This window comes from Streptomyces sp. NPDC046203, from assembly GCF_040646255.1.
GTDB lineage: Bacteria > Actinomycetota > Actinomycetes > Streptomycetales > Streptomycetaceae > Streptomyces.
In genome coordinates this window covers 113280-129734 of the sequence record NZ_JBEYZX010000005.1, presented here as the reverse complement: position 1 = coordinate 129734, position 16455 = coordinate 113280, and the positions used below count along the sequence as shown (strand labels likewise).

The window sequence follows — 16455 nt, the reverse complement described above, 5'->3', positions numbered from 1 at the left end:
TCATGTCCCCTACCAGCGGCGGCACTTGTCAGTTCTGGCACGGCAGCTCCACGTTCATCATGGTCGGTCCTCCCACGGGACTGCTCATCCGGAAGGTGCCGTCGACCGACCGCACGCGCTGGGCGAGTCCCCTCAGGCCGCTTCCCCTGACGGCATCGGCCCCGCCCAGTCCGTCGTCCGCGATCACCACCCGCAGTATCCCGCCCAGCAGGGCCACGGTCACCTCCGCCCGGGTCGCCTCCCGCGCGTGCTTGGCGACGTTGGTCAGCGCCTCGGACACCACGAAGTAGGCGACCGCCTCCACCGCCGGCGCGGGCCGCCGCGACAGGTCCACCCTCAGCCGTACGGGCAGCGGCGCGCGGGCCGCGAGTCCGGACAGGGCGGCGTCCAGGCCGAGTTCGTCGAGGACGGCGGGGTGCAGTCCGCGCACCAGACTGTTCAGCTCCTCGATCGCCTCTTTGGCCTCCCGGTGCGCGGCGTCGATCACCTCGCGCGCCTGGGGCGGCAGATCCTTCAGCGTGGCCCTGGCCAGCCCGAGATTCAGCGCCAGCGACACCAGCCGCTGCTGCGCGCCGTCGTGCAAGTCCCGCTCGATACGCCGCCGTTCGGCGTCCGCGGCGTCCACCGCCCCGGCCCGGCTCTCGGTGAGGTCGACGACCCGCCGTACCAGGTCCTCCTCCGCGTCCCGGCCGAGCAGCCCGGGAGCCACCCGCACCTCCAGGCGTACGAGGGCAGCGGCCGCGACCGGGGCAGCGGCCAGAACGATCAGCCCCGCCACAAAGAGACAGACCCCCTGCGCGGTGGAGCCGAGGCCGGCGACCTGCCACCGCTCGGGCAGCGCGTAGATCCACACCGGGGCGAGGAAGGCGGCCGCCCCGGCCGACAGCAGCCCCACCACGAGCAGTTCGAGCCAGCCGAACAGCGTCCCGGCCGGGCCGTGGTATCCGAACTGGCGCCACAGCCGCCGCCACCCGGGGCGCCGGATGCCGATCCCCAGCAGCCGCCGGAAGCGCCACATCTGAGCAGCCGTCAGCAACGGCACGCAGGCCGTCGTCAGCAGCAGCATGAACCCCAGCGCCACCGGTCCGTCGCTGTCGTCGCCCTCGATGATGTCCCGCCCGAGACCGAACTCCATGAGCAGCTGGAATCCCATGAACAGATGGAGCGGTGCCCCGAGCGCGAGGAAGGACACGTCGCGCGTCAGACGGGTGAGTGCGCGCCGCGCCCGGGGCGGGATCTTCATGGCCTCACCGTAGATGCCGGTCGGCGCGGTCCGCCATGAAGTCACCGTCCGCCCCGGGGGTGGTGCCAGTGCCACCCCAAGTCGGACAGCCGCGTTACCGACTTGGCGCGCGGCGGACCGGAGGGTGGAACACGAGCCCGACGGCCGGGTTCACGGCACCGGAAGGAACCGCCGGATGACCATCGCCACCTTCAACGTCCTTCCCGTCAGGCCGGGTCGTGCCACCACCGACACGTCCCGGCCCGGCCTCGGCCACCGTTGGCAGGGCCGTCTCCTCATGGGCGCGGCCCTCGCCCTGCTGCCCTGGACCGGCTACCTCGCCGGCACCCTGCCGCCCGCCGAGGCCGCCGCCTGGATCGCCCTCGACGCCCTGGAGGCCGCCGCGCTGTTCTCCGCCGGAAGCCTGCTGTCGCGCTTCGACCCCCGTCACCGCGCCCCCGCGGCCGCCGCGGCGCTCCTTCTGCTCGCCGACGCCTGCGTCGACCTCGCCACCGCCGCCCCCGGACCGGAACGGGCCGTCGCCGCCGCCATGGCCGTGGCCGCCGAACTCCCGCTCGCGGCCCTGTGCGGGTGGCTCGCCGCCCGCCCCGCGCCAGCACCCGCACCCGCACCCGCACCCGCACCCGCACCCGCACCGGAACGCGAAAACCGGACGCCTCCCGGCGCGGGGTGCGCCGCCCGGGAGGCGTCCGGGATATCCGGAGCGCCCGGAGCCTGATCACAGACCCTCGGGCGCCTTACGCCAGCAGCGACTGCGTCAGCGGCCCCGCCAGCGGCAGGTCGGCGATCGCGCCGCCCCGCGTGAGGTGGTCGGTGACCAACTGGGTGCCGACCGGCTGGAAGTCGGCGACCTGGGTGCCGAGTCCGTTGTCGAGCGGGTCGACACCGGTGTTGGCCAGCGGGTCGAGCTGGAGGTTGGTCACCGAGGCCAGGCCCTTGCCCGCGCCCGCCAGGGAGGCGCCGGTACCGCCGGCGCCACCGGTCAGCGTGTCGAGCGTCTGGCCCACACCGGCCATCCCCCCGTCGGCGGGGGCGGCCGGGGCGGCCTGTGCGGCGGCGCCCGCGCCGAACACGGCCGCGCCGGCCGCCGTGACGGTCAGTCCGGCCTTCAGCAGGGCACTGCGGCGAGAGGTCCGGGGGGCTGCGTGACGCGCCATGGGGGTCCTTCCAGGATCCGAAGAGTGGTCGAGCGGGCACCGACAGTAGTGGAGGTGTGATGCTCGATACCAACGGGTGGCCTCGGGGGTCCCCTGCACGGGGGAATGCTTCACACTGGTGTCCCGTGAGTTCCCAACCGATACCGACCCGGGTCGTTCTGCTGACGGGTCCCTCCGGCTCCGGCAAGTCGTCCCTCGCCGCCCGCACCGGGCTGCCCGTCCTGCGCCTCGACGACTTCTACAAAGAGGGCGACGATCCCACGCTCCCGCTGGTCGGGGGCAGTTCGGACATCGACTGGGACTCCCCCGCCTCCTGGGACGCGGACGCCGCCGTCGCCGCGATCGAGGCGCTGTGCCGTACGGGCCGGACCGACGTGCCCGTGTACGACATCTCCACCAGCTCCCGGGTCGACCACGAGTCGCTGGACATCGGCCGCACCGCGCTGTTCGTGGCGGAGGGCATCTTCGCCGCCGACATCGTGGACCGCTGCCGGGAAGCCGGCGTCCTGGCCGACGCGCTGTGTCTGCGCGGCCGTCCGTCGACGACCTTCCGCCGCCGGCTGGCGCGCGATCTGCGCGAGGGCCGCAAGTCGGTGCCGTTCCTGCTGCGCCGCGGCTGGCGACTGATGCGGGCCGAGCGGGCCATCGTCGCCCGTCAGTCCGCGCTCGGCGCCCACCCGTGCGGTCCGGACGAGGCCCTGGGCCGGCTCGCCGCAGCCGCCGCGGGCCGCTGCCGCGTACCGGCACCTCAGTAGCCCCAGTAGCGGGGCCCGGTAACCGCGCACCGTGTCCCGCCCCGGGTGCGGCGTCCCCACGACGCCGCACCCGGCCACCGGCCACGGGCCACGGGCCACGGGCCACGGGCCACCGGCCACCAGCCAGGACACCTCGGCACGACACACGACGAAGGGCCGGACAGGTCCCCCGCCTGTCCGGCCCTCGCCGTTGTGCTCCCCCGTGTCCCGCGCTCGCGCGCGGCACCCGTTTTCCTGCGTTTCCCCCGTACTTCCCCCGTTACTTTCCCCCGTACGTCCTTCAGGCGACCAGCTCGCCGAAGGACTCCTGCTCGTCACGTCCGAAGCTGAGCACCTCGTCCTCGCGCAGCCGCCGCAGCGACCGCCAGATGCTCGACTTCACCGTGCCGACACTGATGTCGAGGATGTCCGCGATCTCCGGATCGGTGCGGCCCTCGTAGTACCGCAGCACCAGCATCGTGCGCTGCAGCTCGGGCAGCCGGGCCAGGGCCTGCCAGAGGACGGCGCGCAGCTCGGTGCCGCGCATCGCGTCCGTCTCGCCGACCGTCTCCGGCAGCTCCTCGGTCGGATACTCGTTGAGCTTGCGCCGGCGCCACGCGCTGATGTGGAGATTGGTCATCGTCCGGCGCAGATAGCCGCCGACCGCGGCCTTGTCGCTGATCCGGTCCCAGGCGCGGTACGTGGAGAACAGCGCGCTCTGGAGCAGGTCCTCGGCCTCGAACCGGTCACCGGTCAGGTGGTAGGCGGTGGCGTACAGGGAGGCCCGGCGTTCCTGGACGTAGGCCGTGAAGGCCGCCTCGGCGGCCTCCGCCTTCGCCCGGGCGGAACGCTCCCCCGTGGCCTCCCCGTACACCGCTCCCCCGTCAGCGACGGCGACCATGTAAGGCGCCTTGCGCTGACGTCCGACGCCGCGAACGCACCCCCGCCCGTTCACACCGCCGGACTTCTCCGTGCTCCGCGCGACGTCGTGCAGACGCGTGGCCACCGCGCTCGAGCTGCTGCCGTGCAGGGTGTTCATCTCGCGCCCCCCGTCGTGTGGAGTTCGTTTCGGTCCGTCTCGATGTCGAACAGCCTGCCCGGCCGACTTCATGGAGGTGTCCCCCGACTGTCACAGACGTGTCACAGGGCGCCCTGGATCCGGGTGTCGTCCGTACCCCGTGATGACCGGACGGTCGAACTCCGACGGCCGCATGCGACAGAATGAGTCCGTGCCTTTCCTGTTGCTGATCGAGGACGACGACGCCATCCGCACGGCGCTCGAACTCTCCCTGTCCCGCCAGGGCCACCGTGTGGCCACCGCGGCGACGGGTGAGGACGGCCTGCAGCTGCTGAAGGAGCAGCGGCCCGATCTGGTCGTGCTGGATGTGATGCTGCCCGGTATCGACGGGTTCGAGGTGTGCCGCCGGATCCGGCGCACGGACCAGTTGCCGATCATCCTGCTCACGGCCCGCAGCGACGACATCGATGTCGTCGTGGGTCTGGAGTCGGGTGCCGACGACTATGTGGTCAAGCCCGTGCAGGGCCGGGTGCTCGACGCCCGGATCCGCGCGGTGCTGCGGCGCGGGGAGCGCGAGTCCACCGACTCCGCCACCTTCGGCTCGCTGGTGATCGACCGCTCGGCGATGACGGTCACCAAGAACGGCGAGGACCTCCAGCTCACGCCGACCGAGCTGCGGCTGCTCCTGGAGCTGAGCCGCCGACCGGGGCAGGCGCTGTCGCGCCAGCAGCTGCTGCGGCTGGTGTGGGAACACGACTACCTGGGCGACTCGCGGCTCGTCGACGCGTGCGTCCAGCGGCTGCGGGCCAAGGTCGAGGACGTACCGTCGTCGCCGACCCTGATCCGTACGGTCCGGGGTGTCGGCTACCGGCTGGACGTCCCTGCGTGAGCAAGGGGATCGTGTCGGTGCTCCGTTTCACCAGCCTGCGGCTGCGGCTCGTCGTCGTCTTCGCGCTGGTCGCGCTCACCGCGGCCGTGTCGGCGTCGGGCATCGCGTACTGGCTCAATCGCGAGGCCGTCCTCAAGCGCACCCAGGACGCGGCCCTCAACGGCTTCCGGCAGGAGATGCAGAACCGGGCGGCGACCCTGCCGCTGCGGCCCACCCAGGAGGAACTGCGGCGCACCGCCGAGCAGATGGCGAGCGGGACGGCCGGTTACAGCGTGCTGCTCGTCGGCGAGCGGGACGCGGGCAAGCCGATCGTGGGGGCCTCCGACCCGGACCAGTTCACGCTGGCGGACGTACCGCAGTCGCTGCGCACGGCGGTGCGGACCAAGCGGGCGGTGACGGACGCCAACGCGTTCCCGTACCACCTCTTCTGGCAGCGCACCCAGCGCGGTTCGACGCCGTACCTGGTCGGCGGCACGAAGATCGACGGCGGCGGGCCGACGGGCTACATGTTCAAGTCGCTCGCCGCGGAGAAGGCCGATCTCAACTCGCTGTCCTGGTCGCTCGGCATCGCCACCGGTCTCGCCGTGATCGGTTCGGTGCTGCTCGCGCAGGTCGCGGCGACCACGGTGCTGCGGCCGGTGCACCGGCTCGGCGAGGCCGCCCGCAGGCTCGGCGAGGGCAAGCTGGACACCCGGCTGCGGGTCTCCGGCACCGACGAACTCGCCGATCTGTCGCGTACGTTCAACAGCGCCGCCGAGTCGTTGCAGAAACGGGTCGCGGACATGAGCGCGCGCGAGGAGGCCAGCCGCCGCTTCGTCGCCGACATGTCGCACGAGCTGCGCACCCCGCTGACCGCGCTGACGGCCGTCACCGAGGTCCTGGAGGACGAGCAGGACACGCTCGACCCGATGATCGAACCGGCCGTGGCGCTGGTGGTCAGCGAGACGCGCCGGCTGAACGACCTGGTCGAGAACCTGATGGAGGTGACCCGCTTCGACGCGGGCACCGCCCGGCTGGTCCTCGACGACGTGGACATCGCCGACCAGATCACCGCCTGCATCGACGCGCGGGCCTGGCTGGACGCGGTCGACCTGGACGCGGAGCGCGGGATCGTGTCCCGGCTCGACCCGCGCCGGCTCGACGTGATCCTGGCCAACCTGATCGGCAACGCGCTGAAGCACGGCGGCTCGCCGGTGCGGGTGTCGGTACGGACGGAGCACTCCGAACGGCCGGAGTGCGCCGAGCTGCGCGCCGAGCGGGCCGAGCGGGCCGAGCGCGCCGACCGGACGGACGGGCACGACGGATATGAGGGTTACGAGGGACGCGACGGGCACGGTCGACGCGACGGCCACGGCCGGCACGACGGGAACGGTCGGCACGACGGGCCCGACGACGAGGTGGACGAGGACTCCGGGCCGGACTTCCGGGAGTGCGAGGACCTGGTGATCGCGGTGCGCGACCACGGGCCCGGCATCCCCGAGGAGGTGCTGCCGCATGTCTTCGACCGCTTCTACAAGGCGAGCGCGTCGCGGCCGAGGTCGGACGGCAGCGGTCTCGGTCTGTCGATCGCCATGGAGAACGCGCTGATCCACGGCGGCTCGATCACCGCGTCCAACTCGACGGACGCGGACGGACGGGTGGACGGCGCGGTGTTCGTCCTGCGGCTGCCCCGGGACGCTTCGGGAGTCGCGCGGGAACTGCGGGCCGGGCGCGGTGGCCAGGGCGAGGTGGAGGAGAGTTGAGGCGTCGCCGTACGGGACGACGGGGCGCGGCGAGCGGGCTCATAGCCCTGGCCGCCGCCACCCTGCTCGCGGGCTGCGGGATCCGGACGACATCCATCCCGGTGGACGCGGGCGCGGCGCCCTCACGGGTGCCGTGCGAGGCGGCGGCCGGCGGGACGACGGAAAGCGGAACGCTGACCGAGGGCGGGAGCGCGGGTGCGGGATCGGACACCGGTGCCGGTGGGACGCGGTCCGAGGGGGTCGCGCCCGGGCCGCGCGGGGTGCCGTTGCGGGTGTACCTGCTGTGCGGGGCCCAGCTTGAGCGGGTGGAGCGCGGTTCGTCGCTGCCCGAGGAGAAGGCGAGTGACGACCCGGTCCGTACGGCCGCGGCGCTGCTCGCCCAGCTGACGTCCGAGCCGTCGGAGGGCGAGCGGCAGGCGGGCTTCTCGTCGGCCGCCCAGGGGACGCTGACGGTGAGCGGCCCGCGCCGGGGCGACCCGGCGGCCACGCTGCGGCTGAGCCGTCAGCCCGAGGACCTGCCGGCGGCGGCGCTCGCGCAGCTCGTGTGCACCTTCGCGGAGAGCGCGGCGGGGGCGGGCGGCGACACGGTGGTGCTGGGCGGTCCTGGCCCGTACGAGCCGCGCCGCTACCGCTGTACGGAACAGCTGAGGGAACGACCGGAGTCCCCGGTGCCGTCGTCGCGCCCCTGAGGACGTGGGCCGGGCTTCCCGGCCATGAGGTTTCCGACCATGGGCCCCGGCCAGTGAGGGGACCCCAGGGGTCCTGGGGGCAACCCTGAGAGGCGTCTCAGGGTTACCCCGGAGGGACCGGGGAGGGGGCCGGAGGCGGGGGTGACCTCTCCCCCGAAACGGTCCTGCGGAACCTTGTGCGGAACCGATTCGGCCAAGGGGCGCGTCTTGGGGTGCGTGCAGCGTCAAGGTTCGGGCAATGCAGGCAATGCGGGCGGCAAGACCGCCCCGGTCGTACGTGTGGCGGGGTTCGTGCTCCTCCTCGCGCATCTGGGAATCGTCGCCTGGGTGGCGCTGAGGCCGCGGGACGTGGCCTGGGTGACCGCGCCGAATCTGACCCCCCTGGCCGGACTGCGCGCCGACCTGGCGCTCGGCCCCGCCGAGGCGGCGCGCCGGATCGGCGACGGACTGTTGCTCATGGCCCCGCTCGGGGTGCTGCTGCCGATGGCCGACGGGCGGCTGCGGGTCTCGCCGTGGGCGTCGCTGGCCCGTACGACGGCGGCCGGGGCGCTGGTGTCCATGGCCGTCGAACTGCTCCAGACCGCGGTTCCGGGCCAGGTCGTGGACGTGGACTCGGTCTTCCTGAACACGGCGGGCGTCGCGCTCGCGCACGTCCTCGTGGTCCCGGCCGGCCGGGCCCGGCTGCGCCGCGTATCCGCCCCGGAGGCACACACAGGACCCCGGGGCCGTCCGAACAGGCCCGGCAGGCCCGGCAGGCCGTACGGTCCGGGGTCCCGTACCTCGTCCGGTCCGGCGTCCCGTACACACACCGTCGCACGCTCCGTGGCGCACCCCGGGGGCGCGTCCTCCTCCCGGGGCGGGCGCCCCGGGTCCCCTCAGGGCCCGACCCCGACGATTCCCAGGGTCGGGATCGCCCCGTAGAGCGACGCTTCGCACGGCCCCCGGGCGGCAGGATGGAGTCATCCGAGAGCGGACATCCCGATCCTCCGGAACCGAACGAAGGAGCCCACCATGGCCACACTTGCCCGCCCCCGCGACGGACGCGTGATCGCTGGAGTGTGCGCGGGTCTGGCCCGGCGCTTCGGCATCTCCTCGAACACGATGCGACTGATCTTCCTCGTCTCGTGTCTGCTGCCGGGCCCGCAGTTCCTGCTCTACCTGGCGCTGTGGGTGCTGCTGCCCGAGGAGAAGACGTCGAGCTCGGCCTGGTAACCCGACCCCTCGCGAACCCCGCCATCGGCGCACCCCCGCCATGAGAAGGACGCCCGTCCGGTCAGACCGGACGGGCGCCCTTCGTGCGTGCGGGGTGCGCGGGATTCAGAGCACGCGCGGGATCTCGGAGCGCGCGGGGAATCGGATGCGCGCGGGGGATCAGAGCGGGAGGCCGCCGAGGGGCAGGCCCTTGAGCGGCAGACCGCCGAGGAGACCGCCGACCGAGCCCAGCGGGGTCTTGCCGAGACCGGACTTGACGCCATCCAGCGGCAGGCTCGACGTCTGCTTGCCGACCTCGCCCTGGAGGTTCTGCTGGCCGAGCGCGCCGGGCAGGGTCTTCGTGCCCTGGCCGAGGGCCTCGGTGGCCTGCTGCGGGGCCTGACCGAGGGCCTGGGTGGCCTGCTGCGGGGCCTGGGCCAGGCTCTGACCGCCCGGGATGAGCTTGGACGCCAGGGCCAGCGGGTCCGGGGTGGCCGGCTGCGGGACCGGGGCGGCCGAGGCCGTACCGGCGGCGGTGGCGGCGAAAGCGGCACCCAGAACGGCGACACCCAGCTTCTTGGCGGCGGACTGCTTCATCAGAAAACTTCCTCGGTAATCTCGGGAATCGCGGAGCGGGGAATGCACGGGAAAAGCGAGTGGCTATGAAACGTAACCATCGAACGCCCGCCCCGCAAACACCGAAATGCGGCCGGGCGTGGCTCGCCCGACCGCATCGATTCCCGCCCCTTGCCCCTTGATCAGCCGTTGCCGCGAGAAGAGTCGCTGGTGACAGCGGTCTGCTGGAACAGCCATTCGGACTTCAGCTCGGCATATCCGGGCTTGATGACATCGTTGATCATGCCCAGTCGTTCATCGAAAGGAATGAACGCTGATTTCATCGCATTGACAGTGAACCACTGCATGTCGTCGAGCGTGTACCCGAAGGCATCGACCAGGAATTCGAATTCCCGGCTCATGCTGGTGCCGCTCATCAACCGATTATCGGTGTTGACGGTGGCCCGGAAGTGGAGCGTGCGCAGCAGCCCGATCGGGTGCTCGGCGTACGAGGCGGCGGCCCCGGTCTGGAGGTTGGAGGTGGGGCACAGCTCCAGCGGGATCCGCTTGTCGCGGACGTACGCGGCGAGCCGGCCGAGGGTGACCGAGCCGTCGTCGGCGACCTCGATGTCGTCGATGATCCGCACGCCGTGCCCGAGCCGGTCGGCGCCGCACCACTGGAGCGCCTGCCAGATGGACGGCAGGCCGAATGCCTCGCCGGCATGGATGGTGAAGTGGTTGTTCTCCCGCTTCAGGTACTCGAAGGCGTCCAGGTGGCGGGTGGGCGGGTAGCCGGCCTCGGCGCCCGCGATGTCGAAGCCGACGACGCCCGCGTCCCGGTAGCTATTGGCCAGCTCGGCGATCTCCAGCGCGCGGGCGGCGTGCCGCATCGCGGTCAGCAGCGCCCCGACCCGGATCCGGTACCCCAGCTCCCGCGCCTGCCGCTCCCCCTCCCGGAAGCCCTCGTTGACGGCCTCGACGACCTCTTCGAGCGTCAGCCCGCCTTCCAGGTGCTGCTCGGGGGCGTAGCGGACCTCGGCGTAGACGACCCCGTCCTCGGCCAGGTCGACCGCGCACTCGGCGGCGACCCGGATCAGCGCCTCACGGGTCTGCATGACGGCGCAGGTGTGCGCGAAGGTCTCCAGATACCGCTCCAGCGACCCGGAGTCGGCGGCTTCCCGGAACCAGACGCCGAGCTTGTCGGGGTCGGTCTCGGGGAGGGCGTCGTAGCCCTGCGCGCGGGCGAGCTCGACGATGGTGCCGGGCCGCAGCCCGCCGTCGAGGTGGTCGTGCAGCAGAACCTTCGGGGCACGGCGGATCTGGCCCGCGGTGGGTGTGGTGGGGATCTGGCTCGTCATTTCCGCACTGTAGCGCCTACGCGCGTAGAACACCCGGCGTGCCACGTAAAGAGTCGGTACGCCCCCACCGCACCCGTACCGGGGCCCAACAGCCGCCCCCCAATCCCTTCTTCTCCCTCTCCCCCGAGGCGGCCCACCCCCTGCACCACCCACCCACCTCCCTCCCACCCACTGGGCGCACCCCCTCCCCTCACCCAAGCGGGAGGGGTGCGGGGCGGTGCGCCACGACGCGGACGGGAGCGGGGGGCCGGGAAGGGGGTCGTGTTCGAAACGTAAAGCGTGATTTGTGGCGCGGAAAGAGGACGCCTCACGCACAAGCGAGGGTTCCGCGCCGTAAATCATGCAGTGCAGAACACGACCCCCGGACCGGCCCACGCGCACCCACCCACACCCCCCAGCGCACCACCCCGCAACCCCGACCGCGCCCCCGCACCCGCGCCACCCCCACAGCTCAGCGCAGCGCCCCGCCCGCAAAACCCCCAGCGCACCCCCGCGCCCCGCGCCTAGCCTCCCCCCATGACCGACCTCCAACGCGCCCACGCCTTCCTCGCCACCTTCACCCGCCGCCAAGCCGAACGCGTCCTCGACCTCCCCGGCGCCTTCGCCGCCCTCGACGACACCTTCCGCCACTCCCACGGCAACAACCTCGTCCTGGTCACCGGCACCCCCTCCCCCGACCCGACCGCTCTCCCCGCCTTCGTCGACGAGGCGATGTCCCACCTCCCGTTCCGCATCGTCTCCATTCCGGACGCCACGACCGCCGCCGCCTGCGCGGGTCCGCTGCTGGAGGCCGGTTACACCCGTTCGACCGTGGCCGTGATGCGCCACCACGGCCCCGTCCCGGCCGAGGGTGGAGCCCGAGAGGTCGGGCTGCCGGCGTTGCGCGAGCCGATGGCGGAGACCTGGCGTCATTTCCTGCCGAACGCCTCGGACGAGGTGATCCGCGATCTGGTGGAGCGCCGGGCGGTCCGGCCGCGGGGCGCGGACGACGTGCGGTTCCTGGCCTCGCACGACGCGTTCGGTCAGGTCGCGTCGTGGGCGGATCTGTATCTGGATCCGGCGTCGGGTATCGCACAGATCGAGGATCTGGTCACGGCGGTGCCGTATCTCAAGCAGGGGCACGCGGGCGTGGTCCTGGACACGGCGCTGCGGATCGCGGCGGCCGAGGGCTGTCCGACCGTTTTCCTGACCGCGTTGAAGGACGACTGGCCGATCGAGTGGTACGCGCGACGCGGTTTCGAGTCGATCGGGGAGATCACCTGCTTCGAACTCTTGCAGACGGAGGCGGGGCAATTCCCCGTCCGAAAACAGGTGTTCGACGGGCGAACACCAGCGGACGATACGCAACAGTGATCGCGCGTACGGGTCACGTACACCTCCGCTTCTGAGAATGTTCCGTCATGGCGCACAACGCACTCGTGGGAACGGCCGGCACCCGGACTCCCCGGCTCGGCCGGGCCGTCGGCGCGACGCAACCCGTCACCGGGGCCGGCGGGGTGGTTCTGCTGCTGCCGGACGGGGAGGCCGCGTCGGGGCGGCGGCCGTCCGCGCGGGCGCACGCGGGTGCGCTGCCGCTGGCGCGGCGGCTCGCGCGCGAGGGACGGGCGGACGGTCTGGTCGCGCATGTGGTCCGCTACCGGGGCCGGGGCTGGAACGGTTCGGACGCGCAGCTCGCGGCGGACGCCGCATGGGCGGTGTCCGAGGTGGTACGGCGGTACGGCGACGTCCCGGTGTGCCTGGCCGGCCGGGGCATGGGCGCGCGGGCGGCGCTGCGGGCGGGCGGGCACGACGCGGTGTCGGCGGTGCTGGCCCTCGCGCCGTGGCTGCCGGAGGAGGACCGGGCTGCGGAGCCGGAGCCTGTGCGGCAGCTGGTGGGGCGGCGGGTGCTCCTGGTGCACGGGACGCGGGATGCCCGGACGGATCCGGAGCTGTCGTTCCGGTTCGCCGAGCGGGCGAAGAAGACCAACCGGGACACCTGTCGCTTCGAGGTGCACGCGGACGGCCACGCCCTGCGCCAGTACCACGCGGAAGTCCACGCGCTGGCCGTCGACTTCGTCCTGTCGTCGCTGTTCGGGCACGCGCGCAGCCGACCGCTGACGGACGCGCTGGCGGCGCCGCCGCCGCTGGGGCTGCGGATGCCGCTGGCGGCGGGTTTCGGCCGTTCCCTGCGCCGTCCGGGCGGATCGGGCGCGGCCCGCTGACGTCAACCCCTGACGCCACTCCCGCGCCCTGCCACAGCCCCGCCGTCACTCCACCGCGCGCCGGTCACTCCGGCAGCAGGTTCCCCCGCTTGCTCAGCAGGAACTTCTTGAAGGCGGCGACCGGCGGGGTGTCCGGGTGCCCGTCGAGCCAGGCGACGCCGATCTCGCGGGCGGCGCGCGGCGAGGTGACCCCGAGTTCGACGACACCGGGGCGCGCCACCGCCGGGGGCGGCAGGAGCGCGACGCCGAGACCCGCGGCGACGAGTCCGCGCAGCGTCTCGGCCTCCTCGCCCTCGAAGGCGACGCGCGGGGTGAAGCCCGCCCGGGCGCACAGGTCGTCGGTGATGCGGCGCAGCCCGTAGCCGGGTTCGAGGGTCACGAAGAACTCGTCGGCGGCCTCGGCGAGCCGGATGCGCTTGCGGCCGGCGAGCCGGTGGTCCTCGGGGACGACGAGCCGCAGCCGCTGCTCGTCGAGACGGCGGCCGACGAGGTCGGGGGCGTCGGGGACGGGCGAGGTCAGGCAGAGGTCCAGCTCGCCGGCCCGGAGCCGTTCGAGCATGGCCTCGCCGTAGTTCTGGACCAGGGTGAAGCGGATGCCGGGGTGGTCGACCCGGAAGGCGCGGATGAGGGCGGGCACCGTCTCGGAGCCCATGGTGTGCAGGAAGCCGAAGGCGACCCGGCCGGCGGTGGGGTCGGCGTCGTCGCGTACGGTGCCCGCGGCACGCTCCACCTCGGCGAGGGCGCGTTCGGCGCCGCCGAGGAAGCGGCGACCGGCCGGGGTGAGCGCGACCGTACGGCCGCGGCGGGCGAAGAGGGTGACGCCGAGGTCCTCCTCAAGCCGGACCATGGCCCGCGAGAGCGTGGACTGGGGGACGCCCATCTCGGCGGCGGCCCGGGTGACGTGCTCGTGGCGGGCGACGGCGGCGAAGTACGCGAGGCGCGGCGCAAGCAGCAGTCCCATGTCTTCTTCGTTACTGTTCGATGACAGACGAGGCTGTGACCTGTACTCATGCACCATAGGAACGATTACAGCAGGTTCGTGCATTGGACGCATGAAACCGGGCGGCCTACGTTCTGGGTATGCCTTCCGCCAGTACCAAGGCGGCCGCCCACCCCGCGGTCGCCGACTCCCGCACCACCACCGATTCCCTCGATTCCCCCGGTTTCCGCGACGCGAACGCCGCCGTCGTCGCCGCCTCCACCGATACCGGTGTCGACGCCGACGCCGACGCGGTCGCAGAGGCCCGCGAGGCCCGCGAAACCCGTGACGCCCACCGGGTCTGCGCGGCCCGCAAGGCCGCAGCCGCCGCCGCACGCGAGGCGGACGACACCCGCCTGGCCCCCGGCGCCCCCGGTTTCCGCCGCCTCAGCCTGGCGCTGTTCGCCGCCGGAGTGGCCACCTTCGCCCTCCTCTACTCCACCCAGGCCCTGCTCCCGGCCGTCTCCGCCGAGTTCGGCGCCACCGCCTCGGCCGCCTCCTGGACGGTCTCCGGCGCGACCGGCGCGCTCGCCCTGTGCGTCCTGCCGCTGAGCGCGCTGTCCGAGCGGTTCGGCCGCCGCCAGATGATGACGGCCTCGCTCGCGGTCGCGGTGGCGCTCGCCCTGCTGGTGCCGCTCGCCCCCAACCTGGAGTCCCTGATCGTGCTGCGCGCGCTCCAGGGCGCGGCGCTGGCCGGTGTGCCGGCCTCGGCGATGGCGTTCCTGGCCGAGGAGGTACGGCCGAGGGCCCTGATCGCGGCGATCGGCCTGTTCGTGGCGGGCAACTCGATCGGCGGCATGAGCGGCCGGCTGCTCACCGGCTGGGTGGCCCAGCTGTGGGGCTGGCGCGCGGGTCTGGCGGCCGTCGGTCTGCTGGCCGTGGCCTGCGCGGTCGCGTTCCGCTTCCTCATCCCGCCGGCGCGGCACTTCACGCCCGCCTCGCTGAACCCGAAGGCACTGGGCCGGACCGTGCGCGGTCATCTGGCCGACCCGCTGCTCGTCCGGCTGTACGCGATCGGCGCGCTGTTCATGACGGTGTTCGGCGCCGTGTACACGGTGATCGGCTACCGGCTCACCGAGGCCCCGTTCTCGCTCCCGCAGGGCGTGGTCGGCTCGATCTTCCTGATCTACCTGGTCGGTACGGTCTCGTCGGCGGCGGCCGGCAAGCTGGTCGGCCGCATGGGCCGGCGCGGCGCGCTCTATCTCGCGGTCGGGGCGACGACGTCCGGTCTGCTGCTGTCGCTCGCCGACACGCTGCCCCTGATCCTCGCGGGCCTGGTCCTGATCACGGCCGGCTTCTTCGCCGGGCACGCGGTCGCCTCGTCCTCGGTGAGCCGTACGGCGAAGACGGGCCGCGCGCAGGCCTCGGCGCTCTACCAGTCGGCGTACTACCTGGGCAGCAGCGTCGGCGGCACGCTCGGCGCGGTCGCCTTCCACTCGGGCGGCTGGTCCGGGACGGTCGCGATCGGTCTGGTGGCGGTGTTCGGCGTCGTGTCGATCACCCTGTACGGGTCGCACAGCGCGCGTGCCGCCGAGCGGCGCCACCGGCTGGCGACCGTCTGACGCACGACGGCACGACGGCACGACGGCACGACGGCACCACGGCCCACGGGCCGGGGAGCCCGCGGCCCGGGGACGCTTCGGGGCGCGAACCCTTCAAGAGGTGAATACGGGAAGGCGTGAAGACACGCACGGCGCCCGGGACCGAATCGGTCCCGGGCGCCGCCGTATGCGGCCCGCACTTGACCCGTTCCCTTCCCGGTGCAACTGTCCAACCCTTCGAAAGCGTCATAACACAGAAGAGCGAAGGGGGAGTTGAGCGTCATCATGAACACGCGCGCGACGATGAGGAAAAGAGCCGGGCTCGGCCTCGCGGTCACGTCCCTGGTGGTACCGCTGACGGTGGCCGTGGGTACCGCCCCGGCACAGGCGGCGTCGTCCTGCAACGTGACGACCGGCCCGTACCAGAAGCAGGTGGAGAAGTTCCTCGGCCGGACGGCCGACGGGCGTCAGTCGCTCGCCGACTGCAAGGCCATCCAGAGCTTCCAGCGCACGCACGGGATCACCCCGACGATGGGCTACGCCGGTCCGCTGACCTGGCGCACCATGTCGACGATGCTCGCGCAGCGGGCCGCGGGCAAGAACCCGAACAAGGCCGGCAAGTGCCCGACGAACAAGGGCCGGATCGCCTGTGTCGACCTGACCCGGCAGCTCAGCTGGATCCAGGACGGCAAGACGCTCAAGTACGGCCCGGTGCCGGTGCGTACGGGCCGGGACGGAGCGGAGACCCGTACCGGCTCCAGCAAGATCTACTGGCGCAACATCAATCACTGGTCGACGCTTTACAACGTCTCGATGCCGTACGCGCAGTTCTTCGACGGCGGCCAGGCGTTCCACTCGGTGACCAAGTCCATGTGGAATCCTCCGGGTTCGGCCGGTTGCGTCAACATGCGGCCGAGCGACGCGAAGGCGTACTGGAATCTGCTGAAGAACGGCGACGACGTCTACATCTACGGGCGCAAGCCCGGGACCTGACCGGCCCGCGGGCCGCGCCCGGGACCGCGGTCCGGGGCGTAGTCCGGGCGTACTCCGGGGCGTAGTTCGGGGCGTAGTTCGGGGCGTACTCGGACCGTAGTCCGGACCGCACTGTGGACCGGGTTCCGGCCGGCTCCGGTTCGCGACCTGGCCAAAGGCGCCTCC

Annotated in this window: 17 protein-coding genes; 11 read left to right on the top strand and 6 right to left on the bottom strand. The window is 72.7% G+C overall.

Going from position 1 to position 16455, the window contains the following annotated elements; translation table 11 throughout:
* Positions 1-28: 28 nt before the first annotated feature.
* Positions 29-1243 carry a histidine kinase gene (locus ABZ990_RS06235; RefSeq protein WP_361226068.1) on the bottom strand — a complete coding sequence of 405 codons (1215 nt, stop codon included), beginning with the start codon at positions 1241-1243 and terminating at the stop codon, positions 29-31.
* A gap of 175 nt (positions 1244-1418) precedes the next feature.
* Here ABZ990_RS06235 and ABZ990_RS06230 point away from each other — a divergent pair, with 175 nt between their 5' ends.
* Positions 1419-1961, top strand: a complete 543-nt coding sequence (locus tag ABZ990_RS06230) for a hypothetical protein (protein ID WP_361226065.1) — start codon at positions 1419-1421, stop codon at positions 1959-1961.
* Between the two features lie 19 nt (positions 1962-1980).
* Here ABZ990_RS06230 and ABZ990_RS06225 read toward each other — a convergent pair whose 3' ends face one another.
* On the bottom strand, positions 1981-2400 hold the full coding sequence (locus ABZ990_RS06225) for a hypothetical protein (RefSeq protein WP_361226063.1): 420 nt from the start codon (positions 2398-2400) through the stop codon (positions 1981-1983).
* A gap of 59 nt (positions 2401-2459) precedes the next feature.
* On the opposite strand from ABZ990_RS06225, the gene ABZ990_RS06220 reads away from it, so the two are divergent.
* Positions 2460-3155, top strand: coding sequence for a uridine kinase (locus tag ABZ990_RS06220; RefSeq protein ID WP_361226060.1), 696 nt, complete (start codon positions 2460-2462; stop codon positions 3153-3155).
* 280 nt (positions 3156-3435) lie between these two features.
* Here ABZ990_RS06220 and ABZ990_RS06215 read toward each other — a convergent pair whose 3' ends face one another.
* Entirely contained in the window at positions 3436-4173 is a 738-nt protein-coding gene (locus tag ABZ990_RS06215) for a SigE family RNA polymerase sigma factor (protein ID WP_361226058.1), read from the bottom strand.
* Positions 4174-4363: 190 nt separating this feature from the next.
* On the opposite strand from ABZ990_RS06215, the gene afsQ1 reads away from it, so the two are divergent.
* The 5 genes from afsQ1 (at position 4364) to ABZ990_RS06190 (ending at position 8684) form a co-directional block, all read left to right on the top strand.
* Positions 4364-5041: a two-component system response regulator AfsQ1 gene (afsQ1, locus tag ABZ990_RS06210; protein WP_359880978.1), complete on the top strand. Its 678-nt coding sequence runs from the start codon at positions 4364-4366 to the stop codon at positions 5039-5041.
* A complete protein-coding gene (locus tag ABZ990_RS06205) occupies positions 5038-6783 on the top strand; it encodes an ATP-binding protein (protein ID WP_361226055.1) in 1746 nt (581 codons plus the stop codon). Before afsQ1 ends, ABZ990_RS06205 begins: the two co-directional genes overlap by 4 nt.
* A complete protein-coding gene (locus tag ABZ990_RS06200; RefSeq protein WP_361226052.1) occupies positions 6780-7472 on the top strand; it encodes a hypothetical protein in 693 nt (230 codons plus the stop codon). The genes ABZ990_RS06205 and ABZ990_RS06200 overlap by 4 nt, the downstream gene beginning before the upstream one ends.
* A 216-nt stretch (positions 7473-7688) precedes the next feature.
* On the top strand, positions 7689-8393 hold the full coding sequence (locus ABZ990_RS06195; protein WP_361226049.1) for a VanZ family protein: 705 nt from the start codon (positions 7689-7691) through the stop codon (positions 8391-8393).
* A gap of 90 nt (positions 8394-8483) precedes the next feature.
* A complete protein-coding gene (locus tag ABZ990_RS06190; protein WP_361226046.1) occupies positions 8484-8684 on the top strand; it encodes a PspC domain-containing protein in 201 nt (66 codons plus the stop codon).
* A gap of 159 nt (positions 8685-8843) precedes the next feature.
* Here ABZ990_RS06190 and ABZ990_RS06185 read toward each other — a convergent pair whose 3' ends face one another.
* A complete protein-coding gene (locus ABZ990_RS06185; RefSeq protein WP_361226043.1) occupies positions 8844-9260 on the bottom strand; it encodes a hypothetical protein in 417 nt (138 codons plus the stop codon).
* A 161-nt stretch (positions 9261-9421) separates the two neighbouring features.
* Positions 9422-10576: an adenosine deaminase gene (locus tag ABZ990_RS06180; RefSeq protein WP_361226040.1), complete on the bottom strand. Its 1155-nt coding sequence runs from the start codon at positions 10574-10576 to the stop codon at positions 9422-9424.
* A gap of 516 nt (positions 10577-11092) precedes the next feature.
* Between ABZ990_RS06180 and ABZ990_RS06175 the strand changes: the two genes are divergently transcribed.
* Positions 11093-11929 (top strand): GNAT family N-acetyltransferase, encoded by an 837-nt coding sequence (locus ABZ990_RS06175; protein WP_361226037.1) that lies wholly within the window; start codon positions 11093-11095, stop codon positions 11927-11929.
* A 47-nt stretch (positions 11930-11976) separates the two neighbouring features.
* On the top strand, positions 11977-12777 hold the full coding sequence (locus tag ABZ990_RS06170; RefSeq protein ID WP_361226034.1) for an alpha/beta hydrolase: 801 nt from the start codon (positions 11977-11979) through the stop codon (positions 12775-12777).
* Positions 12778-12841: 64 nt separating this feature from the next.
* Here the strand turns inward: ABZ990_RS06170 and ABZ990_RS06165 are convergent, their stop codons facing one another.
* Positions 12842-13795 (bottom strand): LysR family transcriptional regulator, encoded by a 954-nt coding sequence (locus ABZ990_RS06165; protein ID WP_361226031.1) that lies wholly within the window; start codon positions 13793-13795, stop codon positions 12842-12844.
* A 62-nt stretch (positions 13796-13857) separates the two neighbouring features.
* Between ABZ990_RS06165 and ABZ990_RS06160 the strand changes: the two genes are divergently transcribed.
* Complete coding sequence (locus tag ABZ990_RS06160; protein ID WP_361226028.1) at positions 13858-15318, top strand: MFS transporter; 1461 nt, start codon at positions 13858-13860, stop codon at positions 15316-15318.
* Positions 15319-15600: 282 nt separating this feature from the next.
* On the top strand, positions 15601-16290 hold the full coding sequence (locus tag ABZ990_RS06155; protein ID WP_361226389.1) for a L,D-transpeptidase: 690 nt from the start codon (positions 15601-15603) through the stop codon (positions 16288-16290).
* Positions 16291-16455: the final 165 nt, after the last annotated feature.